The organism is Streptomyces sp. NPDC101132, assembly GCF_044759225.1.
GTDB lineage: Bacteria > Actinomycetota > Actinomycetes > Streptomycetales > Streptomycetaceae > Streptomyces.
The window spans coordinates 61,903-82,054 of the sequence record NZ_JBIVYX010000020.1 but is presented as its reverse complement, the minus strand read 5'-3'; the positions used below and the strand labels follow the sequence as shown (position 1 = coordinate 82,054).

The 20,152-nt window shown below is 75.8% G+C and carries 21 protein-coding genes and 1 pseudogene; 7 read left to right on the top strand and 15 right to left on the bottom strand.

Annotated features, from left to right (window positions below; all coding sequences use genetic code 11):
* Positions 1 to 76 precede the first annotated feature (76 nt).
* The 4 genes from ACIQUR_RS32925 to ACIQUR_RS32910 form a co-directional block, all read right to left on the bottom strand.
* Complete coding sequence (locus ACIQUR_RS32925; RefSeq protein ID WP_403672526.1) at positions 77 to 595, bottom strand: DUF6114 domain-containing protein; 519 nt, start codon at positions 593 to 595, stop codon at positions 77 to 79.
* 1 nt (position 596) lies between these two features.
* On the bottom strand, positions 597 to 1,241 hold the full coding sequence (locus tag ACIQUR_RS32920) for a DUF6230 family protein (RefSeq protein WP_403672523.1): 645 nt from the start codon (positions 1,239 to 1,241) through the stop codon (positions 597 to 599).
* A gap of 210 nt (positions 1,242 to 1,451) precedes the next feature.
* Positions 1,452 to 2,279 (bottom strand): MerR family transcriptional regulator, encoded by an 828-nt coding sequence (locus tag ACIQUR_RS32915; protein ID WP_403672520.1) that lies wholly within the window; start codon positions 2,277 to 2,279, stop codon positions 1,452 to 1,454.
* A gap of 18 nt (positions 2,280 to 2,297) precedes the next feature.
* The gene (locus tag ACIQUR_RS32910) at positions 2,298 to 3,023 is read right to left on the bottom strand and encodes a TetR/AcrR family transcriptional regulator (protein ID WP_403672517.1); all 726 of its coding nucleotides are present in this window, start codon (positions 3,021 to 3,023) and stop codon (positions 2,298 to 2,300) included.
* Between the two features lie 138 nt (positions 3,024 to 3,161).
* Between ACIQUR_RS32910 and ACIQUR_RS32905 the strand changes: the two genes are divergently transcribed.
* Complete coding sequence (locus tag ACIQUR_RS32905) at positions 3,162 to 4,382, top strand: saccharopine dehydrogenase family protein (RefSeq protein WP_403672514.1); 1,221 nt, start codon at positions 3,162 to 3,164, stop codon at positions 4,380 to 4,382.
* 52 nt (positions 4,383 to 4,434) lie between these two features.
* Here ACIQUR_RS32905 and ACIQUR_RS32900 read toward each other — a convergent pair whose 3' ends face one another.
* Positions 4,435 to 5,607, bottom strand: a complete 1,173-nt coding sequence (locus tag ACIQUR_RS32900; RefSeq protein WP_403672512.1) for a low temperature requirement protein A — start codon at positions 5,605 to 5,607, stop codon at positions 4,435 to 4,437.
* Positions 5,608 to 5,807: 200 nt separating this feature from the next.
* Here ACIQUR_RS32900 and ACIQUR_RS32895 point away from each other — a divergent pair, with 200 nt between their 5' ends.
* Positions 5,808 to 6,050: a DUF6158 family protein gene (locus tag ACIQUR_RS32895; RefSeq protein WP_403672509.1), complete on the top strand. Its 243-nt coding sequence runs from the start codon at positions 5,808 to 5,810 to the stop codon at positions 6,048 to 6,050.
* Between the two features lie 63 nt (positions 6,051 to 6,113).
* On the opposite strand, the gene ACIQUR_RS32890 is transcribed toward ACIQUR_RS32895, so the two are convergent.
* Both ACIQUR_RS32890 and ACIQUR_RS32885 read right to left on the bottom strand, forming a co-directional pair.
* On the bottom strand, positions 6,114 to 6,593 hold the full coding sequence (locus ACIQUR_RS32890; protein ID WP_403672506.1) for a VOC family protein: 480 nt from the start codon (positions 6,591 to 6,593) through the stop codon (positions 6,114 to 6,116).
* A 220-nt stretch (positions 6,594 to 6,813) separates the two neighbouring features.
* On the bottom strand, positions 6,814 to 8,376 hold the full coding sequence (locus ACIQUR_RS32885) for an MFS transporter (RefSeq protein WP_403672502.1): 1,563 nt from the start codon (positions 8,374 to 8,376) through the stop codon (positions 6,814 to 6,816).
* Positions 8,377 to 8,574: 198 nt separating this feature from the next.
* Here ACIQUR_RS32885 and ACIQUR_RS32880 point away from each other — a divergent pair, with 198 nt between their 5' ends.
* Genes ACIQUR_RS32880 through ACIQUR_RS32870 form a run of 3 tightly spaced genes read left to right on the top strand, consistent with a single transcriptional unit; the run spans position 8,575 to position 9,969 of the window.
* Complete coding sequence (locus ACIQUR_RS32880; protein ID WP_403672499.1) at positions 8,575 to 8,937, top strand: DUF1304 domain-containing protein; 363 nt, start codon at positions 8,575 to 8,577, stop codon at positions 8,935 to 8,937.
* Complete coding sequence (locus tag ACIQUR_RS32875; protein ID WP_403672497.1) at positions 8,934 to 9,530, top strand: TetR/AcrR family transcriptional regulator; 597 nt, start codon at positions 8,934 to 8,936, stop codon at positions 9,528 to 9,530. The genes ACIQUR_RS32880 and ACIQUR_RS32875 overlap by 4 nt, the downstream gene beginning before the upstream one ends.
* Positions 9,531 to 9,573: 43 nt before the next feature.
* Positions 9,574 to 9,969, top strand: a complete 396-nt coding sequence (locus ACIQUR_RS32870; protein ID WP_403672494.1) for a DUF3040 domain-containing protein — start codon at positions 9,574 to 9,576, stop codon at positions 9,967 to 9,969.
* A gap of 61 nt (positions 9,970 to 10,030) precedes the next feature.
* Here the strand turns inward: ACIQUR_RS32870 and ACIQUR_RS32865 are convergent, their stop codons facing one another.
* On the bottom strand, positions 10,031 to 10,375 hold the full coding sequence (locus tag ACIQUR_RS32865) for a hypothetical protein (protein ID WP_403672491.1): 345 nt from the start codon (positions 10,373 to 10,375) through the stop codon (positions 10,031 to 10,033).
* Between the two features lie 160 nt (positions 10,376 to 10,535).
* On the opposite strand from ACIQUR_RS32865, the gene ACIQUR_RS32860 reads away from it, so the two are divergent.
* Positions 10,536 to 11,186 (top strand): UdgX family uracil-DNA binding protein, encoded by a 651-nt coding sequence (locus ACIQUR_RS32860; RefSeq protein ID WP_403672488.1) that lies wholly within the window; start codon positions 10,536 to 10,538, stop codon positions 11,184 to 11,186.
* A gap of 187 nt (positions 11,187 to 11,373) precedes the next feature.
* On the opposite strand, the gene ACIQUR_RS32855 is transcribed toward ACIQUR_RS32860, so the two are convergent.
* The 4 genes from ACIQUR_RS32855 to ACIQUR_RS32840 all read right to left on the bottom strand — a co-directional run bounded on the left by ACIQUR_RS32855 (position 11,374) and on the right by ACIQUR_RS32840 (position 15,343).
* A complete protein-coding gene (locus tag ACIQUR_RS32855; protein ID WP_403672485.1) occupies positions 11,374 to 12,453 on the bottom strand; it encodes an NAD-dependent epimerase/dehydratase family protein in 1,080 nt (359 codons plus the stop codon).
* Positions 12,454 to 12,479: 26 nt separating this feature from the next.
* Positions 12,480 to 12,803: a plasmid stabilization protein gene (locus ACIQUR_RS32850; protein WP_403672482.1), complete on the bottom strand. Its 324-nt coding sequence runs from the start codon at positions 12,801 to 12,803 to the stop codon at positions 12,480 to 12,482.
* A 40-nt stretch (positions 12,804 to 12,843) separates the two neighbouring features.
* Entirely contained in the window at positions 12,844 to 14,079 is a 1,236-nt protein-coding gene (locus ACIQUR_RS32845) for a cytochrome P450 (RefSeq protein WP_403672480.1), read from the bottom strand.
* A 139-nt stretch (positions 14,080 to 14,218) separates the two neighbouring features.
* Complete coding sequence (locus ACIQUR_RS32840) at positions 14,219 to 15,343, bottom strand: glutamate--cysteine ligase (RefSeq protein WP_403672477.1); 1,125 nt, start codon at positions 15,341 to 15,343, stop codon at positions 14,219 to 14,221.
* Positions 15,344 to 15,867: 524 nt separating this feature from the next.
* Between ACIQUR_RS32840 and ACIQUR_RS32835 the strand changes: the two genes are divergently transcribed.
* A complete protein-coding gene (locus tag ACIQUR_RS32835; protein ID WP_403672474.1) occupies positions 15,868 to 16,116 on the top strand; it encodes a CDGSH iron-sulfur domain-containing protein in 249 nt (82 codons plus the stop codon).
* Between the two features lie 235 nt (positions 16,117 to 16,351).
* Here ACIQUR_RS32835 and ACIQUR_RS32830 read toward each other — a convergent pair whose 3' ends face one another.
* The 3 genes and pseudogenes from ACIQUR_RS32830 to ACIQUR_RS32820 all read right to left on the bottom strand — a co-directional run.
* Positions 16,352 to 17,428, bottom strand: a complete 1,077-nt coding sequence (locus tag ACIQUR_RS32830) for an iron-containing redox enzyme family protein (protein WP_403672471.1) — start codon at positions 17,426 to 17,428, stop codon at positions 16,352 to 16,354.
* A 38-nt stretch (positions 17,429 to 17,466) separates the two neighbouring features.
* Positions 17,467 to 18,483 carry a virginiamycin B lyase gene (locus ACIQUR_RS32825; RefSeq protein WP_403672468.1) on the bottom strand — a complete coding sequence of 339 codons (1,017 nt, stop codon included), beginning with the start codon at positions 18,481 to 18,483 and terminating at the stop codon, positions 17,467 to 17,469.
* Positions 18,480 to 20,120, bottom strand: a pseudogene (locus ACIQUR_RS32820) (ABC-F family ATP-binding cassette domain-containing protein); the annotation flags it as partial. The pseudogene ACIQUR_RS32820 and the gene ACIQUR_RS32825, both read right to left, overlap by 4 nt.
* Between the last annotated feature and the right edge of the window lie 32 nt (positions 20,121 to 20,152).

Sequence of the window (20,152 nt, the reverse complement as noted above, 5' to 3'; positions counted from 1 at the left end):
CGGCCCTCGTACGTGCGGAGACTCGGGTGGCGCTCGTGCGTACGGGGGCCGGCCGGGCGGGGTGGCGCGTCGGTGGTCAGGCGTCGGTGGGCGCGGCCGCGGGACCGGAGCCGCGACCTGGACCGGGGCCGGGCGCGGACGCTGCTTCCGGCGCGGCGCCGGGTGCCGCGGCCGGATCGGAGCCGGGTGCTCCGGCAGGATCGGAGCCGGGTGCCGCGGCCGGTACGGAGCCGGGTGCCGCACCGCGTGCCGGTCCCGGCACCGGGCGCCAGGCGAACGTCAGTCCGCCGCCGACGATGCCGAGGACGGTGCCGATCAGGAAGCCGCCCAGGTTCGACAGGACCAGCGCGGCACAGGCGAGGAGTGCGGTGACGATCCCGGCCAGGCTCCGGTGGTGCGGTGCGAACCAGGCGGTCAGTCCCATCAGGATCATCAGGAGGCCCATCAGGACCGACGGGATCCCCGCCACGCCCTGATGGAGCATCACCTTCAGCGGGGCCAGCGGCAGGACGCTGATCTCGGCGCCGGCGAGTACGGTGACCAGGCCGCCCCAGAAGGGGCGGCTGCGGCGCCAGCGCCGCCAGGCCCCCGCCATGTCAGAAGCATTCCTTCTTGCCCTTGGCGACGCTCATGTTCAGGCCGGAGAGCTTGAAGGTGCCGGCGTTGGTCGCCCAGGCGGTCTGCCTCAGTTTGGTGATGCGCACGGTGTCGGCCTGCTGGCCGAAGAGGTCCTGCATGCCCTGGGAGCCGTCGGGCCCCTTGTCGAGGGTGGAGGCGTCGCGGCCGATCTCGATGTTGGTGAAGACCGCGTCGCCGCCGAGCTGGGTGGCGTCCACGAACAGGTCGGTGGCCTCGACGGGGGCGCCCCGGCCCGCGGTGAGGTTGAGGGAGATGTCCCCGATGACGGGGAGGGTGGTGACCACCGACTGGCAGAGGCTGCGCAGCTCGGCCTGTTTGATGGCGGTGACGGCGACCGGGATCAGTTCCTCCCGGGCGTTCACGTCGATGCCGCCGTACTGGGCGAAGCCCTGGCCGGTGAGGCTCTCGGCGGAGACCTTGAACTGCTGGCCCGAGACGGCGAACGAGGCGGCGAGCGCGCCCTGGGAGAGGGCGATGCCGAGGCCGGCGGTGACGGCCAGGGCGGGGACGGTGAGGACGGCGAAGCGTCTCCAGCCGACCCTGCCCGTCACCTCCGGCGCGGGGCCGGGCGGCGTGTCGGAGGGTAAGTTGGCTTCCTGCATGGCGACATGTCCCCTTGTCAGCGAGGTGAACGTGCCTGGACCTGGCGGCCGGTGCGCGGCGCGGGCCGGCCGGGTGCGCCGGTGAGCCGGCGCGGTGCCGCCACCTCGTCCGGGGTGGCGGCCACGGGTCACCGGGCTCTGGTTACCGACGAGTTGAACGTATGAGTGCCAATGGCGGTTGGCAAGGTTGCGGCAACGGCGGTTTTCGGCCTACTCCGGGACCGCCTCGGTACCGCTCACCAGCCCCAGCAGTTCCTCCAGTTCGGCCGTGACCCGTGCCGCCAGCGCCCGCGCGAACTCGGCCGCCACCACCTCGCCGGCGACCGGCCGCAGCGCCGCCACGGCCTCGGTGACCCGCTGGACCCGCTCGGCCGGGAGCGCCTCCAGGCCGCCCTCGCCGATGACGTGCCGGCGGAACAGGGCCACGAACCGGTCCGCCACGGCGGCCGCCTCGTTCTGTACGAACTCCCCCGCGTCCAGGACCTCCGAGACCGGGACCCCGCGCCGGACCAGGGCGACCGTCGCCTCCAGCAGCCGCCGGCTGCGGTGCGTCACGAGGTCGCCGTCGACGCTCAGGTACCCGAGCGCGACCGCGCGCCGGGTGTCCTCGGGCGTCGCGCCGGGCCCGAAGGTCTCGCGCAGCCGGGCGAGCGGAAGGGTGACGGGCTCCTCGCGGGGCCAGTCGTGGGTCATGGCGCGTTCCAGCCCCAGCAGCCGGGCGAGTCCGCCGCCGCGCTCCCACGCGTCGAAGAGTTCGGCGATGGCGTTGACGGTGTAGCCCCGGCCCAGCAGGTCGTCGATCAGCCGGAGCCGGGTGAGGTGGTCCTCCGAGTACCAGGCGATCCGGCCCTCGCGGCGGGGCGGCGGCAGCAGCCCCCGCTCCTGGTAGTAGCGCAGGTTGCGGGCCTTCACCCCGGCCGCCCTGGCGAGGTCCTCCCGGCGGTAGCGCGGGCGGGCGTCACCGGCGGGCCCGCCGCCCTCGTCGGCCGGGCCGCCGCTCCCCGCGTCGCGGCCCCGCTCCCCCTGTGCCTGTGTCACCCGCGCGAGTGTAGAGCGTTACCCGCCGGTCGGCCCGCCCCCACGGACGGCGCTGAGCTGGGCTTCCGCACTGTCCAGCAGCATCCGCAGGGCGACCGGGTACGCGCTGTGCGTCATCCGGGCGGCCAGCAGCGCGGCGGTCGCGGCGATGTGCGGGTACGTCTCGGCGGGCAGCCGGGCGTACGTCGACTCCCACATCTCCTCGTCCGCGGTCCGCGCCTCCTCCGCCAGCGCCAGGGATCCCGCGTCCAGCGCCGCGAAGGCCAGGCTCTGGTCGATGAACGCGTGGTAGATCCGCACCGCCGCCGGATCCGGGAAGCCGGCGGTGCGGAGCACGCCGAGGATCGCCTCGTCGGCGGCGATCTCGCGCGGCCGGCCGGTGACCCGGCTGGCGGTGAGCACCGCCGCCTGCGGGTGGTCCAGGTAGGCGCGGTGGATGCGCAGGCCCAGCGCGCCGAGGTCGGCCCGCCAGTCGCCGGTGGCGGTCCAGCCCTCCAGGGCGCGGCCGGTGAGCTCCTCGCCGATCGCCCGGGTGAGGTCGTCCATGCCGGCGAAGTAGCGGTAGAGGGTGCTCGGGTCCGCGCCGAGGGCGGCGCCCAGCCGGCGGGCGGTCAGGCCGCCGCTGCCGTGCTCGCGGAGCATCCGCAGGGCGGTCTCCACGATCATCCGCTCGGACAGCACGGTGCCCGTCTTGGTCGGCCGGCGCCTCCTGCGTGCCGGTTCGGGCACCACCTGCTTGGCCATGACCCGTCCTTCCCGAGTGCCGCGCGTCCCGGGCACCGTACCTCCGGATCCTTATGCCAACGCCATTGACCTTGACTCCGGGCAGAGCGTTTCATCGCCCTCCGAGGAGCGAGCGCTCCAACGGAAGAGGGTTGTGTCATGCGTGTACTGCTTGTGGGGGCCGGTGGCGTCGGCACGGCGATCACCAGGATCGCGGCCCGTCGGAAGTTCTTCGAGCACATGGTCGTGGCGGACTACGACCCGGCGCGGGCGGAGGCGGCGGTGGCCGCGCTGGGTGAGGGCGAGACCCGCTTCAGCGCCTGCCGCGTCGACGCCTCGGACGAGGCCGCGGTGACCGCCCTGCTGGCGGAGCGGGAGTGCGACGTGCTGCTCAACGCCACCGATCCGCGGTTCGTGATGCCGCTGTTCAACGCCGCGCTGGCGGCGGGGGCGCACTACCTGGACATGGCGATGTCGCTCTCGTACCCGCACCCGGAGCGACCGTACGAGGAGTGCGGGGTCAAGCTCGGCGACGCGCAGTTCGAGCGGGCGGCGGAGTGGGCGGCGGCCGGGCGGCTGGCGCTGGTCGGCATGGGCGTGGAGCCGGGTCTGTCGGACGTCTTCGCCCGGTACGCGGCCGACGAGCTCTTCGACGAGATCGAGGAGATCGGCATCCGCGACGGCGCCAACCTCGCGGTCGAGGGGTACGAGTTCGCCCCCTCCTTCAGCATCTGGACCACGATCGAGGAGTGCCTGAACCCGCCCGTGGTCTACGAGTCGGACCGCGGATGGTTCACCACCCCGCCGTTCAGCGAGGGCGAGGTCTTCGACTTCCCCGAGGGCATCGGCCCGGTGGAGTGCGTGAACGTGGAGCACGAGGAGGTGCTGCTGATCCCCCGCTGGGTCGACGCCCGCCGGGTGACCTTCAAGTACGGGCTCGGCGACGACTTCATCGGCAAGCTGAAGGCCCTGCACGCGCTGGGCCTGGACAGCACGGCGCCGGTGACCGTGCCGGGTCCCGGGGGCCCGGTGCAGGTCTCGCCGCGGGACGTGGTGGCGGCCTGCCTGCCGGACCCGGCCACGCTGGGCGAGCGGATGACCGGCAAGACCTGCGCCGGCACCTGGGTGAAGGGCGTCAAGCACGGGGCGCCGCGCGAGGTGTACCTGTACCACGTGGTCGACAACCAGTGGTCGATGGGCGAGTACGGCTCGCAGGCGGTGGTCTGGCAGACCGCGGTGAACCCGGTGGTCGCCCTGGAGCTGCTGGCCGACGGCAGCTGGTCGGGCTCGGGCGTGCTGGGCCCGGAGGCGTTCGCGCCGCGGCCGTTCCTGGACCTGCTCACCGCGTACGGCTCCCCGTGGGGGATGCGCGAGCAGTGAGCACGGCGTACGGGCGGTCCGGGGGGACCGCCCGTACCGCTGCGGGCGCGCCCTACCGGGGTGCGGCCGCCCGCCGCCGCACCAGCAGCTTGGCGTACAGCAGGTGCAGGATCGCCTCGGCGGCCAGCAGCAGGACCACCAGCCAGGGGGCGAGCACGTCCGCGCCGAGTACGACGAGGAGCGCGACGCCGATGCCGGGCACGGCCCAGACCGCGACCCGGCGCAGGGGGCTCCCGAAGCGCAGGGCGATCAGGGCGTGTGCCGCGTGGTAGAGGGCGAGGCCGCCGGCGAGCGCCCAGACGGCGCCGCGGGCCAGGTGCGCGTGGCCGGCCTCCTCGACGGCGGTGGACAGTCCTGCGGCCATGGAGATGACGGCGGCGGTCACGAAGAAGTGCAGGAAGCCGCCGACGTCGCGGGCCATCAGGTAGGCCGCGCGGCCCCCGGCAGCGCCCAGGACGCGCTCGGCGCCGGTGGCGGCGAAGTCGAAGTACGACCACCAGAGCGCGGCCAGCAGGACGAAGCCGAGCACCGCCACCATGCCGGCGGCCGCGGTCCAGGTGTGGTCGGTGGCGGTGATGAGCGCCAGCACGGACTCGCCCAGCACGATGATCACGAACAGGCCGACCCGCTCGACCAGGTGGCCGGTGTGGACCTGGCCCGGGATCCCCACGCCGCGGGCGGTGAGCAGCAGCACCATCTCCGCGAGCAGCAGGGCCGCCCAGGAGACGTAGATCCAGGGCGCGGGCAGGGCGGCGGAGGCGGCCCAGAGCACGGCGGAGGCCAGGCAGTAGCTCAGCGGCCGCCAGCGCGGGATGCGGCGGGGCGGGGCGAAGCGGGTGGCGGGCCACCAGAGGGCCAGCAGCACGAGCCGGGTGCCGGCGTAGCCGAGGGCGTACGCGGGTGCCCGGTCGCCGTCGGCCTCGGGCGCGGCGGCCGCCATCACCGCCAGGCAGAGCATGGCGGACAGCATGGCGAGGCGGCGGCGGGCGCTGTCGTCCTGGAAGAGGTTGGCGGAGACGGTGAGGTTGGCCCACATCCACCAGGGCGGGAAGTAGAGGGCGAAGAAGACGCCGAACTCGCGCCAGCCGGGGTCGCCGTGCAGCCCGTGGGAGAGCTGCGCGACGAAGGCGACGAAGACGAGGTCGAAGAAGAGCTCCAGCCACCCGGCGTGACGCGGCTCGTCCTCGCGCACGGACGACGCGTCCGCGAACTGCGGTGTGCTCATCGAACCACCCGGGTGAGGCGACGGGCCACGACAGGAGCATCAGACCACGGAACGTCCGCACCGCGCCTGCGGGGACGTTCCCCGGACGCCGGGTCCGGCCGCGGCAGGGCCGACCGGAATGTTCGCATTTACCCTGGCTTACGGGGAAGCAGTCATTCCGGCGGCCCCGCCCCTCACCACCCGGACCGGAGGGAGTGACCATGGCCGAGCACGACAGCGGTGTGGCACCCGAGCAGCTGGCGGAGGGCCTCCTGCTGAAGGAGCTGGAGGCCATCCACCGCACCCGGCACGAGACGCTGCTGCACGGGTCGGAGGACGCCCTGCGGACCCACACCCAGCGCATGTCGGAGCTGGAGGGCGAGTACCTGAGGCGGCACCCGGACCGCGCTCCGGTGGCCGGCCGCACGCGATCCGGCGCCCGGGCCCGCGGTACGGAGGGCTGAGCCCCGGCGGGGCGGCGACCCCGCGTACGGGAGGACCGGGGGCCGTACGCTGCGCCCCCCGCGTCACTCCCCCGCGTAGGCCCGCTCCAGCGCGGCCAGGTCGATCTTGACCATCTGGAGCATGGCCCGGGTGGCCCGCGTGGCCTTCTCCTGGTCCTCGTCGCCCACCATGTCGAGCAGCACCTCGGGGAAGACCTGCCAGGACACCCCGTACCGGTCCTTGAGCCAGCCGCAGGCGACGCCGTGCCCGCCGTCGGTCAGCCGCTCCCAGTAGTAGTCGACCTCGGCCTGGTCCTTGCAGCGGATCTGGAAGGAGACGGCCTCGTTGAAGGTGAACTCGGGGCCGCCGTTGATCGCGACGAACTTCTGGCCGTTCAGTTCGAACTCGACGGCCAGGACGTCCCCCGCGGGCCCCGGGCCGGCCTCGGTGTAGCGCCCGGTCCTGCCCGGGCGGGAGTCCTTGAAGACGGACAGGTAGAACTGCGCGGCCTCCTCGGCCTGGCCGTCGAACCACAGGCACGTGGTGAATCCACGGTCGGACATCGCTGCCTCCTCGTACGGGCGTGCACCGCGCGGCGGGTGCCGCGCCACCTGTATGGACCGGTCCGGCCCCCGGAACTCATCGGCGCGGCCGCGGAAATCTCCGTTCACCCGGACGGACAGGCGGCGGGGGCCCCGGGAACGCGCCAGGGGCGGGCGCCGGGGGTCTCCCCGTGCGCCCGCCCCTGCGCCGCCGTGCCGTGCGCCCCGGCCGCGGCCGGGATCAGGCGGTCACCGCCGCGGCGGCGGTACGAGCCTCCGCCGAGGCCGCCTCCGATGCCTGCGCCGGAGCCGCCACCGACGCCTCCTCCGATGCCTCCACGGCGGGCGCGGGCGCAGCGGCGGCCTCCGCCGGGGCCGTCCTGGCCCGCAGGCCGAGCCAGCCGATCAGGCCGACCAGCGCGAAGGCCACCGCGGCCACCACGAAGGTCAGGGTGAAGCCGGACTCCGCCGGCAGCTCCGGCACGCCCGCCGGCAGGTGCTCGATGGTCCGCGAGGCCAGGATCGTCGTGACGACGGCGCTGCCGATGGCGCTGCCCGTGGAGCGGGAGATGGAGTTGATGCCGTTGGCGATGCCGCTCTGGTGGGGCGGGACGCTCGACATGATCACGGCCGGCATGGCCGCGTAGCCGAAGCTGACGGAGGCACCGACGACCAGGCCGGCGCCGATCACCGAGAACGCGTGGCGGTGGTCCAGAGCGAGCCAGAGGAACCCGGCGGCGCCGAGCGCGGCGGCGAGGCCGAGGACCACGCGCGGGCCGCGGTGGCGGACCAGCCGGCCGCCGATCGGCGAGGCGAGGAGCGAGACGACCGCGCCGGGCAGCAGGAACTCGACCGAGGCCCGCAGGATCGAGGCGTCGAAGCCGTAGCCGGTGAGCGCCTCGGGCATCTGGACCAGGTACGAGACGCCCAGGAAGTTGGCGAACATCCCGAAGCCGACCAGGATGCCGGCCAGGTTGGCCATCAGGACCGGGCGGTGGACGAACATCCTCATGTCGACCAGGGGTTCGCGGACCCGCCGCTCGACGAGCACCCAGACGGCCGTCATGACGGCGGCGCCGGCGAAGCTGCCGAGCGTACGGGCGGAGCCCCAGCCCCACTCGTGGCCCTGCGAGACCGGCAGGAGCAGGAGCAGCAGGGCGATGCCGAGGGTGAGGGCACCGAGGACGTCCGTACGCCCGCCGGCCTTGGTGCGCGTGGCCGGGACCAGGAAGAGGACGGCCAGCAGGGCGATCACGGCGAAGCCGACGGCCATCCAGAAGGCGCTGCGGTAGTCCGCGTCCGAGCCGGAGGTGAGCAGGCCGGTGGCGACGAGCGCCAGGCCGCTGCCGAACGCGAGGGTGCCGCTGACCAGGGCCATCGCGCCGGGGAGCCGCTCGGGCCGGACCTCTTCGCGCAGCACCGACAGGGCCAGCGGGAAGATCGCGGTGGCCGCGCCCTGGAGCACCCGGCCCACGATCAGCACGGGCAGCGAGGTGGCGAGGGCGGCGATGACCGAGCCGACGACCATGACGCCGAGGACGGCGATCAGGGTGGGCTTCTTGCCGCGCTGGTCGCCGAAGCGGCCGAGCAGCGGGGTGAAGACGGCGGCCGAGAGGAGGGTGGCGGTGGTCACCCAGCTGACGTTCGCGGTGGTGGTGCCGAGGTCGGCGCGGATCAGCCCCAGGATCGGCACGGGCAGGGTCTGCATCATCGACACGACCATCGCGGCGAGGCTCAGCGCGAGGACGACGGCCGTCTCGCTGCGTCGGCCGGTCGCGGCGGCCGGGGTGGCGGGGTGACTCATGGCGGCGGGGACCTTCTCAGTGACTCAATGCTTCAGGACACGGATGTTTCATGTCTTCAAGTAACTGGACGAAGGTAGCCAGCATTAGTTCACTTGGTCAAGTAAATAATTGCTTTACCGAACCATTGCCGGGGCCAGGCCGTCCGCGACGGCGGCGGCGATTGGCGGAATGGACATGTGTCCATCTAAGCTGGACACATGTCCATCTTTGCGAACGTCCTCGTGGGCCTGGTCGCCCTGCTGCACGTCTACATCCTGGTTCTGGAGATGTTCCTGTGGGAGCGCGCGCCGGGCCGCGGCCTGTCGGGCTTCGACGCCGCCATGGCCAGGGCCACCCGGCCGCTCGCCGCCAACCAGGGGCTCTACAACGGCTTCCTCGCGGCCGGTCTGGTCTGGGGCCTGATCGCTGCCGACCCCACCGGCTTCCAGGTACGGGTGTTCTTCCTCGCCTGCGTGACCGTGGCGGGCGTGTACGGCGGGCTCACCGCCAACCGCCGGATCCTCCTGGCCCAGGCCCTGCCCGGCGCCCTGGCACTGGCGGCCGTCCTGGTCGCCGGATGACGCCCCGTACGGCCGCGCCGGACGGGGGCGGGGCGCGGGCCGCCCGTACCCGCGACCGGCTCCGCACCGCGCTGCTCGCCGAGTGCGCCGAGCGGCCGCTGGCGGAGATCACCGTCGCCGCCCTGGTACGCCGGGCCGGCGTCGGCCGGGCCACCTTCTACCTGCACTACACCGACGTACCCGACCTGGCCGTGGACACCTGCGCGGACCTGGCCCGGCAGGCGGTCGACGCGCTGCACGCCTGGCGCGGCGTGCCCGACCCGGCCGCACCGCCCGAGCCGCTGGTCCGGTTCTTCACCCAGACCGCGGGCCACGCCGGGCTGTACCGGGCCCTGCTGCTGCCCGGCGGCTCGGGACCGCTCGGCCAGGCGCTCCACCGGGAGCTGCGTGAGCGCAGCCTGGCCGAGCGCACGCTCGCCGGCGGCCACTCCCCCGCCCTGATCGCCTCCGCCGTCACGGCCACCTTCACCGGCGTGGTGGCAGACTGGCTGCACGGGCTCGTCGAGGGCACGCCGGAAGCCCTGGCGGGCCAGGTCTGGCGGCTGCTCATCACCCTGCACCGGCATCCGTCTGGACCCGCGGGAACTGGGTAGCGGCACGGGACGGGGGGCAGGCGGCGCACCACCGGAGGCGGCCATGGACGGCCCTGGATTCTCTGAGCGGGAGCGCACGATCCTGGACGGGATCGAGCGGGACCTGGCCGGGGAGGACGCCCTCCTCGACCGCCGGATGCGCACGATGCGACGCGGGCTGCGCCCTTGGGCCGTGCCCTGGCGGGGCGCCCGGCGCCACCCGCTGCGGCTGGCGGCACCCCTGCTGCTGACCGCCTCCCTCACCCTCTTCGTCCTGGCCGTGGCGGCCGAGCGGCCCGCCCTGATCTGGGCGTTCGCGGCCGTCTGGCTGGTCACGCTGGCCTGCCTGCTGCGGATGCTGATCGGCTGGTGCCGCCGCTGGGCGGCCACGATGGCCCGCCGCGAGCCGCGCGGACCGGCCGAGGGGCCGGGCACGGCGGCGGACGGGCCCGGGATCTGAGCGCCCGGGCCCCGGCGCGCGAGGCCCGGCCCGGCTCGCTGCGCTCCGGGCCCCGCTGGGTTCAGCGCCCGTGGAGGCGCAGGTGGACGTCCTTCTCCTGGTCACCCGCCGCGCTGCCCTGCGCGTCGATCGCGAAGACCGTGCCCAGCTCCGCCACGACCCGGTCCACCGCGCCGTAGCCGCCCTGGGCGGTGACGGTCACCGGGTGTTCCAGCGGCACCGGGTGGGCGGCGTGCTCCTTGGGGTGGGCCACGTCGAAGGTCGAGGACCATACGGTGGCCCGGCCGCCGCTCCGGGCCGCCGGGGCCCGGTCCGGTGTGAACGTCTCGCCCAGCGCCGTCAGCACCGTCCGCGCGTCGTCCTCCGCGCAGTCGCTGACGACCACCGTCACCTCTGTGTCGCTCACGGCCGACTCCCTTCCCGGCCCCCGTGTGGTCCCCCTGCCCCCTGTTGCCCGGCACCTGCCCGGCCTACACCCCATACTCCCCGACTCCCCGTTTCGGCGCCGGTCCGCCGGAGAGACGCGGACCAGGGGGAGCCGCGACACGGGAGCGAGGGAGAGCAGCATGGCAGGAACCGTTGCGGTCCCGTACGACGCCGGGCCGTTCCTCCCCCGGCGGGGCGGCCTGGAGGCCCACCGCAAGGCGGCGGCCGGCTGCCGGGGCTGTCCGCTGTGGGAGGGCACCACCGGCACGGTCTTCGGCGCCGGCGACCCGGGTGCCCGGCTGGTGCTGGTGGGCGAGCAGCCCGGCGACCAGGAGGACCGGCGGGGCGAGCCGTTCGTCGGCCCCGCCGGACGGCTGCTGCGCCGGGCCGCTGCGGAGGCCGGACTGGACCTGGCCGAGTGTTACGTCACCAATGCCGTCAAGCACTTCAAGTACACGGTCCCCGCGGGCGGCAAGCGCCGGATCCACCGGCAGCCGACCCTGCGCGAGCTGTCCGCCTGCCGCCCCTGGCTCGACGCCGAGCTGGACCTCGTCGGCCCCGAGCTGGTGGTGGCCCTGGGCGCCACGGCCGGCAAGGCGCTGTGGGGCCCGGACTTCCGGCTCGGCGACCGGCGCGGCGCCGTCGTGGAGCTGCCGCTGCCCGGTGACGGCGGGGTGCGCCACGCGATGGCCACCCTGCACCCGTCGGCGGTCCTGCGGTCCGACGACCGGGAGGCGGCGTACGCGGGCCTGGTGGCCGACCTGACGGTGGCGCGCCGGCACCTGGGCTGAGGGGCACCGGGGGCTGAGCGGTGCGGCACCGGGGCCGGGGGTGGCCCGGCACCCGGGCCGTGCGTCGTCCCGGGCCCGGGGCGTGCGTCGTCCGGACCCGGGACGTGCCTCGTCCGGCACCCTGCCGAGCGGGTGCCGGACCGCGGCCGGACCGGGTGCCGGACCGCGGCCGGACGACGCACCCCCGTCAGGCCGCGCGGGCCGGGAGGCCGGCGCGGCCCGGCTGGAGCGGGGCGGTACCCATGCCCGCGGCGTCCCGCAGGCCGCCGAGGAACTCGGCCAGGGTCTCGGTCGCGGAGTGGCGCGGGGCGAAGCCCAGTTCGCGCACCGCCCGCGAGGTGTCCATCAGCGGCAGCCGCAGGAACGCGTCGAAGAGGTCCGGCGAGGCGGGCACCGCGCGCAGCCGGAAGGCCGCCGCGAGGGCGGCCCGTACGCCGCCGCGGGGCACCGCGACCACCCGGGCGTCCAGCAGCCCGGCAAGCAGGCCGGCGTCGACCACCGGCCCGGCGGCGAGGTTGAAGGCGCCGCGCACCGGACGGACCACGGCCGCCAGGTAGGCCTGGGCGGCGTCGTCCGTGTGCAGCACCTGGAAGCGGAGTCCCGGCAGGTCGGGCACCACGGGGATGAGGCCGGGGCGCACGAGCCGGCCCGGCAGCAGCGGACCGGCGAAGATCCGGCGCTGCTGCGAGGCGGACTCCCGCTTGAAGAGGAAGCCGGGCCGCATCCGGACCACCCGCACCTCCGGGTGGTCGCGTTCGAACGCGTCGAGCCAGCGCTCGACGTACGCCTTCTCCCGGCAGTACGCCGCCGCGGCCCAGCCGTGCGTGGGCCAGTCCTCGGCCACCTCGCGGTCCTTGGGACCGGGCGAGTACGCGCCCACCGAGGAGGCGTACACGAGCGCGGGCACGCCCGCCTCGGCCGCGGCCTCGAAGACGCGGATGCTGCCCAGCACGTTGGTCCGCCAGGTGGTCAGCGGGTCGTGCGCGGGCTGGAACCGCCAGGCCAGGTGGACCACCGCGTCGGCGCCGCGGAAGTGCGGCACGAGGTCGGGGCCTCCGGGGTCCACGTCCGCGGCGGCCCACCGGGTCCCGGCCGGGCGCCAGTCGGGGACGCGGCGGGCCAGGCCCAGGACGGACGCCACCGACGGGTCCCCGGCGAGGGCCCCCACCACACTGGTCCCCACGTTGCCGGTGGCACCGACGACCACGACCCGGGAGCCGTGCCCGGTGCCCGCAGCCGCAGCCGCATCCGCATCCGCACCTGTCATCGTGCTGCCTCCTCCCGCGCGGCGGGTCAGCGGTCCAGCTTCCGCTTCAGCTCGGCCTTGTTCATGGTCGAACGGCCGTGGATGTTGCGGCGCTTGGCCTCCTCGTACAGCTGGTCGTACGTGGGCCCCTGCGCGCCGCTGTGGGAGCGCCGGCCGCCGCGCCGGGACGAGGACATGTCCTCCAGCGAGGTCTTGCTGGCCGTCTTGGACTCGCCCGCGCGGGCGCGTTCCTTGTTGACGGTGCGGGCGGCGATCTCCTCCGCCTTCTTCTCGCTCTCGCCGCGGGACTTGACGCTCTCCTTGATGTGCTCGTACTGGCGTTCCCTCTTGGGGCTGGATCCGCGGGGCATGGCGTTCCTCCTGCTCTCGTGAATGCGTTCCGCTTCCGTTTCAGCCGGCCGGGGTGACCGGCGTGATCACGACCCCGCTGCGGGGCCGGGTGGGCACCCGGCGCAGCGGGATCGAGAGGTCCTGGTGGTCGGGTACGGCGTACTCCTGGGCCGCCAGCCGTGCGGCGAGGACGGTGAGTACGGCGAGGGTGATGTCCTCGCCGGGGCAGCGGTGGCCGGTCGTGGGGTCGCCGCCGCCCTGCGGGACCAGGGTGTCGGGGTCCGGCGGTCCGCCGGCGAAGCGTTCGGGGTCGAAGCGCTCCGGGTCGTGCCAGGTGCGGGGGTCGTGGTCCTGCCCGTACAGGTCGAGCAGGACGAGCGTGCCCTCGGGGATGTGCTCGCCCTGCCACTCCAGGTCGGCGGCGGCCCGGCCGGCCGCGAAGGGCGCGAACGGGTAGTAGCGGCGCACCTCTTGGGCGAAGGCCCGGGCGCGGTCGGTGCCGGTGTCGGCGCGCAGCCGGGCGGCCTCCGCCGGCCAGGCGTGCAGTGCGTGGGCCGCGAAGGCGGCGAACCACGCGATGGCCACGGTGGGCCGGACGACGTTCAGCAGTTCCACGGCCGCGGTGTGCGGGTCGAGCGGCCGGCCCTCGACGTCCCGGTGCCGTGCCACGGCCTCCAGGACGGTGGGTTTGGCTTGGCCGTCGGCGGGCGGGCCCGCGCGGACGTCCCGGACGAGCCGGGCGAACTGCCTCTCCTGGCGCCTGCGGGCCCGCCGGGCGCGCCAGTGCCTGGGCCCGGGGGTGGCGAAGCCGTCGACCATGGCCACGCAGTCGCGCGCGGTGCGGCGTACGGCACGCTGCGACAGCGGCAGTCCGGCCCAGCCGCAGACCGCACGGGCCAGCACCTGGCCGGCGGTGTCGAACACGGCGATCGGCCGGCCGGGGGTACGGGCCAGCTCGCGCGCCCAGAGCGTGTCGACCCGCGCCACGAGGTCCCGTACGCGGGCCTCGTCCATGAGCAGCCGGACGAACATGCCCTTGCGGACCCGGTGGGGCGTGCCGTCCAGGGTGTGCACGGCGCCCCGCCCGAAGAGGGTGTCCAGCACCGGTCCGGGCAGCGCCGCGTGGCGCCGGACGTGGCGTTCGTCGTAGAAGAAGCCGACGGCTCCGGGACCGCCGAGCGCGACCGCGGGCCTGCCGAGCAGACGCGTGCGCACGGGCCCGCCCCCGGCCCGACGGCGGCGCTCGGGCAGCCAGCTGTACCCCTGGGCCAGCAGGGACAGGGTGCTGTCGGTCATGGTGGGGGACATGGTGCGCGGCTACCCGGTGGTGCGGGCGGTATGCGGGGGGCCGGCCGGGGGCTCGGGGACGGTGCCGGGGGCGGGGGCGGGGACGGTGCCGTGGCGGGGGCAGCGCGGACGGTACCGGTGGCGGGGCTCAGGCCTCGGTCACGGCCACCAGGTCGTCGACGACGTCGCGCAGGCGGCCGGCCCGGCGGTAGGCGGCACGCTGGCGTTCGGCGCCGTTGCCCGCCCGGCGGGTGCGCTCCAGGAGCCGGACCGCCTCGTCGAGGTCCCCGGCGGCCGCGAGGCCCGGCGCGGCCCGGCGGAGCAGGGCGCTCGTGCGTTCCGCGGCGGGCACCGTCGCCCCGGTGAAGGGGTCGACCGCGTCGCCCCGGTCGCCGTGGCGGGCCGCCGCGGCATGGGCGGCGCGCATCCGGGCGGCGGGGACCGCGGGGGCCGGCCCGTTCCGGGGGCGCAGCAGGGCGGTCGTGGCCAGGCCGCGTACGAGCAGGGCCAGCAGCACCGTCATGTCCAGGTCGGCGTTGCTGTCCGCCACGCGCACCTCCAGGGTGGGGACGTGCTCGGAGGGCCGGGCGAACCAGTAGATCATCCGGCGGTCGAGCAGGACGCCGGAGCGGACCAGCGCGGACGCGGTGTGCTCGTACCCGGCGGCGTCGAGCACGGGTGCGGGCCCGGCGGTGGGCCAGCGGCCGAACTCGACGGACCGCCAGCCGGCGAACCCGCTCTCCAGCCCGGCGCGGAAGGGCGAGTTGGCCAGCAGGCCCTGGAGGGCGGGCAGGTAAGGGCGCAGCTCGTTGGCGAGCAGCAGGGCCTGGGCGCGGTCCTCGGTGCCGATGTGGACGTGGCAGCCGCAGACCATGCCGTGGGTGCCGTCGACCACGGCACCGAAGTGCCGGGCCATGCGGCGGTAGCGGGGGGTGTCGGTGACCGGGATCGGAGCGTCCGGAGGGACCACGACCGTGCCGCTGGCCATCAGCCGGCACCCGGCGTCACGGGCTGCCCCGGCGGCGAGGGACCGCAGGGCGGCGAGGTCGGCGCGCAGCTCGGCGGCGGAGGCGGTGGGGCGGGTGCACAGCTCCACCTGACAGCGGTAGAACTCGGCCTGGACCCGCCCGCCCAGCCGCGGCAGCAGCGCCCGCAGCACGTCGGGGCCGCGGGGCACGGGGGCGCGGGTCAGCGGATCGACGAGGAAGAACTCCTCCTCGACCCCGAACGTCGGCACGGCACCCCGGCCACCGCCCACCTCGACTCCGCCCATGACCCGCGTCTACCCCGGGGGGCCAGGGGAAACCGGCGCCCCGGGTCCGGGCTCCGGGTGCGGGGGGCCGGGGCCGGGCTCCGGGTGCGGAGTCTGAGGCCGCGGGCGGGACCGGGTACGAGGCCGGGGTGCGGGGGTCGCGGCCGGGGGGCGGGGGGCGGGGCCGGGGCCGGGGCCGGGGGGCGGGGGCGGGACCGGGGTACGAGGCCGAGGTCCGGGTGCGGCGGCCGCGGCCGGGGTCCGGGTGCGGAGGCCGCGGTCCCAGGCCGCGGGCCGGAGCCAGGGACCGGGTCCGGGGCGCCGGATCCGGGGTGCCGGATCCGGGGTACGGGGTCCGGGGTCCGAGCCGGGGTGCTCGGACCGGGGTGCGGGGTCCGGCAGCGGAGCCGGGGGCCGGCGGCGGGGCGGGGGCGTGTGGGTTCGTACCGGGGGGTGCATGGCGGTTCCTCGGCCGGGCAGAGGCGGCCTGACGGTGCTCGCGCCCTCCTCGGGAGCGGGGCCGCGGAGCGAGGAGCGTGGTGACCATGCCGGAGCCGGTGGAACGTACCGAGGACCGACGGCAGGGCGCCGGCCGGCGTCCCGCGGAGCCGCCGCTGCCCCGGGCGACGTCGATCGCGGGCGGGCCCGTACTGATCGAGGGCCCGGTCGAGATCGTGCTGCCGGACGGGGAGGTGCGCGTGTGCGACCGGCCGGTCGTGGCGCTGTGCGCCTGCCGCCGCAGCCTCCGCTTCCCCCTGTGCGACACCAGCCACCGCCCGAGGGTCCGCTCCTGACCGGCCGCCCTCGGGGTACCCGGCCGGCACCCGGCCCCCCGGGCCGGCGTCGAACCGTCGGAGCCCCGCCCCCCGCGGGGCCGTTGGGACCACCCTCCCCCGGGTCCGCGTCCGACCGTCCTCCCGGCGCGCGGACCCCGCCGGAAGGGGCCACCGCCGTCAAGGCGGTGGCCCCTTCCGGTACCGGCCGGACCATCGCGCCGCGTGCGAGCACGCACGCAGCCGCACGGGAGCCTCACCCGGCCCCTCCGGTACCTCCCGTGCCCTCCGCGCCCTCCGCGCCGTCCCCGTCCAGCCGGTCCAGCGGCACCCGCAGTGCGGAGTCGCCCCGGCGCCAGGCGGTCAGCACGTGCTCGGTCAGCCGGTCGCCCAGCCACACCGTGGCCTCCACGCCGAAGACCACGTCCGCCTCCAGCTCCGGCTCCTCCTCCAGCAGCCCGCCGATCACGTCCCGCCGCACGACCTGCTCGTGCACCGCGTCCGCCTCCACGTGCTCGTCGTAGAACCGCTGGGCCGCCGGCCCCGCCCCCGCGCGCCGCAGGGCCAGCAGCATCCGGGCGGCCGCGGGGGGCGCCGCGGTCTCCAGCGCCGCGAAGTGCCCGACCAGCGCGCCGCGCAGCGAACGGTGCAGGCCCAGCAGTGACATGAGGTTGACCGTGGCGAGGGCCGGCGCCCCGGCTGCGGGCAGGTAGTGCCCGTACGCGGGGTCGAGCCCGAGGTCGGTCATGAGGTCCGCCCAGAGCGTGGCGTGCAGCCGCTCGGCGCGCCCGCTGCCGTAGTCGTCGTACAGCACGGCCGCCATCGCCGCCTTGGCCCGCCCGCGCAGCCTCGGCAGCACCCAGGCGTGCGGGTCGGCCTCCTTCAGCTGGTACAGGGAGCGCAGGGCCGCGTACTCGCGGAGTTCCTCGCGCCCGCCGCCGTCCTTGAGGTGGTGCGAGACGTCGTACGCGTCGGTGTGTTCGACCAGCAGTCCGCGCAGCGCCTGGTCGACCCGGTCGACGGCGCCGGTCTCCGCGCGCAGCGCGTCGAGGAACCGGCACTCCAGCAGTCGCCGCAGCCCGAGCAGTTGCGGGTCCCATTCCTTGCCGTCCGGCACTCCGTCGAAGCCGCGGTAGTGGGGCTCGTAGCAGAGGTACAGGGCGAGTTGGAGGTCCTCGCCGTACGGGTCGGCGCGCTCGGCGGTGTCCGCTCCGGCGAGCTCGTACGGTCCCTCCGCGCGGAGCGCGCTGCGCACGGCGGCGGACAGCTCGCCCCGGCCGGGCGGCAGGGCGGGCGCGGTCCCCAGGTTCGGGGCGGTGGCTACGGCACTCATGGCGGCGTTTCCTTCCCAGGGCACGTCAGCCCCCACGGTCACGCCCCGCGAGTACCCGGCCCTCCCCCGGGCACACCCGGGCGGGGCCGGCGGGCGCCGCCCGTCCGGGGCGGCACGGTCGGGGTCGGGGTTGGGGTCGGGTCCGGGGTCACGGCCGGAACCAGGCGGGTGAGGTGGCCGGACTCCTGGGCCGTGTACAGGGTGCCGTCGGGGGTGAAGGCGAGGCCGTGGGGTTCGGGCGCGGCGGCGGGGAGGGGGTGCTCCTCGACACGGCCGTCGGGGGTGATGGCGCCGACGCGGTTGGCGGCCCATTCCGTGAACCAGCAGCGGCCGTCCGGGCCGGCCGTGATGGCGTGGGGGCGGCAGCCGGGGTCGGGGAGGGGGAATTCGGTGATCGTGCCTGCGGTGGTGATGCGGGCGATCCGCCCCGCGCCGATCTCCACGCACCACAGGGCGCCGTCGGGGCCCGCGGTGATGCCGACCGGCGCGGCGGCCGGGGTGGGCAGGGGGAACAGGGTGATGTCCCCGCCGGTGGTGATGCGGCCGACGGCGTTCGCCTGGTTGAGGGTGAACCAGAGCGCGCCGTCGGGGCCCGCGGTGATGAAGGAGGCGAAGGCGCCCGTGACCGGCAGGGGGTACTCGGTGACCTCGCCGGAGGTGGTGATGCGGCCGATGCGGTCGGTGTGCATCGCGGTGAACCAGAGCGCGCCGTCCGGGCCCGCGGCGATGCCGAAGGGGCCGCTGCCGGGAGTGGGCAGCTCGTACGCGGTCATCTCGCCCGAGGTGGTGACGCGGCCGATGCGGTGGTCGCGGTTGCGGGTGAACCACAGGGCGCCGTCCGGGCCGGTGGTCAGGACGGACGGTCCGCAGTCAGGTGCGCCGGTGTCGTACCGGGTGACCTGGCCGTCGGGGCCGACCCGGGCGACGGCGCCGGCGTGGACGAGGGTGGTCCACACGGCACCGTCGGGGCCGGCGGCGACCGCGTAGGGGCCCTCGCCGGGCTCGGAGACCCGGAGGAGGCCGTGCGGGTGGGGGTGGGGGCGGTGGTCGGTCACGGGGCTCCTCGGAGTGCGGGCGCGGGGGCGGAAACGGGCGCGGCGAGGTCGAGGCGGGTGCCGCGCCGGCGGTCGCGCAGCCGGCGGTCGTGGCTGACGACCACCAGGGCTCCGGGGTAGTCGTCGAGGGCCGCTTCGAGTTCCTCGACCAGGGCGAGGGAGAGGTGGTTCGTGGGCTCGTCGAGCAGCAGTACGTCGGCCGGCTCGGATACGAGGCGGGCCAGGGCGAGCCGTTGGCGCTGGCCGGTGGAGAGCCGGCCGATGGGCGTGTCGAGGCGGTCGGATGCGAACAGCCCGAGGGAGAGCAGCCGGGCGGTGCCCTCGGGTCCGAAGGCGGCGCGCACGGTGCGGTCGGGCGGGCCCGGGTCGGGCTGCTGCGACAGGAAGCCGACGCGGCCCCGCCGGGTGATCCGGCCCCGGTCCGGGGCGAGTTCGCCGGCCAGGACGCGCAACAGGGTGGACTTGCCTGCTCCGTTGGGGCCGGTGACCAGCAGCCGGTCGCCGGCCGAGAGCGTCATGTCGAGCGGGCCCAGGCGGCCGGTCACGGCGATCCCCTCGGCGTCGACGAGGGGGCCGGACGCGCACCCGGCGCGCGTACCGGGCCCGGCGGTGCGGAGTTCGGCGGTGCGGAGTTCGGCGGTGAAGCGCAGGGGCGCGGCGGGGGCCGGCACCGGCTCGGCCAGCAGCCGGCGCAGCCGCTCCTCCGCGTTGCGGACCCGGCCGGCCAGGGACTGCTGGACGCGGCCGGCCGCCCGGTCGTACGCCATCTTGTTGCCGTCCTTGGCGGCCCGGCCCGGTGCCACGCGGCGGGCGGTCGTGGCCGCCGTCTCGCGCAGCCGCTCGGCCTCCGCCCGCCACCGCTCGTGGGCCTGGGCGCGGCGGGCGCGTTCCGCGGCCTTCTCGGCGAGGTAGCCGGTGTAGCCGTTGCCGTACCGGGTGAGCGTCCTGGTGTCGGCGTCGGCCTCGACGAGGACGTCGGCCACGCGGTCGAGGAAGGTCCGGTCGTGCGAGACGGCGACGGTGGTGCCGGCGCGGCCGCGCAGGTGTTCCTCCAGCCAGGTCAGGGCGTGGTCGTCGAGGTGGTTGGTGGGCTCGTCGAGCAGCAGCACCTCGGGGGCCCCGGCCAGCAGGGCGGCCAGGCGCAGGCGCACCTGCTCGCCGCCCGAGAGGCCGCCGACACGGCGGTCGCGGGGCAGGCGGGCCAGGCCCAGTCCGTGCAGGGCGCGCTCCAGGCGGGCGTCGGCGTCGTACCCGCCGCGCAGTTCGAAGGCGGTGAGGAGGTCGCCGTACTCCGCCAGGCCGCTGCCGTCGCCGTCGGTCATGGCCCGCTCCAGCTCGCGCATCCGGGTTTCGAGGGCCCGCAGGCCGGCGAGGCCGCGGTCGATCACGCGCTGGACGGTGAGGTGGCCGGGGAGGTGCTCCTCCTGGGCGAGCCGGCCGATGCCGCCGGCGGCGCGGACGGTGACGGTGCCCTGGTCGGGCTCCTCCACCCCGGCGAGGAGGCGGAGCAGGGTGGACTTGCCCGAGCCGTTCTCGCCGACGATCCCGGTGCGCCGGCCCGCCGGGAGCGAGCAGCTGACGGCGTCGAGGACGACGTGGCCGTCGTACGCCTTGGTGACGGCGCGGAGGGTGAGCTGGGTGGGCCGGGTGGGGCCGGTCGTGGTGGTTC

Excerpts from the sequence above, each read along its gene's own strand:
- ACIQUR_RS32925 (WP_403672526.1), bottom strand. The coding sequence starts at position 595 with ATGGCGGGGGCCTGGCGGCGCTGGCGCCGCAGCCGCCCCTTCTGGGGC.
- ACIQUR_RS32920 (WP_403672523.1), bottom strand. The coding sequence starts at position 1,241 with ATGCAGGAAGCCAACTTACCCTCCGACACGCCGCCCGGCCCCGCGCCG.
- ACIQUR_RS32910 (WP_403672517.1), bottom strand. The coding sequence starts at position 3,023 with ATGGCCAAGCAGGTGGTGCCCGAACCGGCACGCAGGAGGCGCCGGCCG.
- ACIQUR_RS32905 (WP_403672514.1), top strand. The coding sequence starts at position 3,162 with ATGCGTGTACTGCTTGTGGGGGCCGGTGGCGTCGGCACGGCGATCACC.
- ACIQUR_RS32900 (WP_403672512.1), bottom strand. The coding sequence starts at position 5,607 with ATGAGCACACCGCAGTTCGCGGACGCGTCGTCCGTGCGCGAGGACGAG.
- ACIQUR_RS32895 (WP_403672509.1), top strand. The coding sequence starts at position 5,808 with ATGGCCGAGCACGACAGCGGTGTGGCACCCGAGCAGCTGGCGGAGGGC.
- ACIQUR_RS32890 (WP_403672506.1), bottom strand. The coding sequence starts at position 6,593 with ATGTCCGACCGTGGATTCACCACGTGCCTGTGGTTCGACGGCCAGGCC.
- ACIQUR_RS32885 (WP_403672502.1), bottom strand. The coding sequence starts at position 8,376 with ATGAGTCACCCCGCCACCCCGGCCGCCGCGACCGGCCGACGCAGCGAG.
- ACIQUR_RS32880 (WP_403672499.1), top strand. The coding sequence starts at position 8,575 with ATGTCCATCTTTGCGAACGTCCTCGTGGGCCTGGTCGCCCTGCTGCAC.
- ACIQUR_RS32875 (WP_403672497.1), top strand. The coding sequence starts at position 8,934 with ATGACGCCCCGTACGGCCGCGCCGGACGGGGGCGGGGCGCGGGCCGCC.
- ACIQUR_RS32870 (WP_403672494.1), top strand. The coding sequence starts at position 9,574 with ATGGACGGCCCTGGATTCTCTGAGCGGGAGCGCACGATCCTGGACGGG.
- ACIQUR_RS32860 (WP_403672488.1), top strand. The coding sequence starts at position 10,536 with ATGGCAGGAACCGTTGCGGTCCCGTACGACGCCGGGCCGTTCCTCCCC.
- ACIQUR_RS32855 (WP_403672485.1), bottom strand. The coding sequence starts at position 12,453 with ATGACAGGTGCGGATGCGGATGCGGCTGCGGCTGCGGGCACCGGGCAC.
- ACIQUR_RS32850 (WP_403672482.1), bottom strand. The coding sequence starts at position 12,803 with ATGCCCCGCGGATCCAGCCCCAAGAGGGAACGCCAGTACGAGCACATC.
- ACIQUR_RS32845 (WP_403672480.1), bottom strand. The coding sequence starts at position 14,079 with ATGACCGACAGCACCCTGTCCCTGCTGGCCCAGGGGTACAGCTGGCTG.
- ACIQUR_RS32840 (WP_403672477.1), bottom strand. The coding sequence starts at position 15,343 with ATGGGCGGAGTCGAGGTGGGCGGTGGCCGGGGTGCCGTGCCGACGTTC.
- ACIQUR_RS32835 (WP_403672474.1), top strand. The coding sequence starts at position 15,868 with ATGCCGGAGCCGGTGGAACGTACCGAGGACCGACGGCAGGGCGCCGGC.
- ACIQUR_RS32830 (WP_403672471.1), bottom strand. The coding sequence starts at position 17,428 with ATGAGTGCCGTAGCCACCGCCCCGAACCTGGGGACCGCGCCCGCCCTG.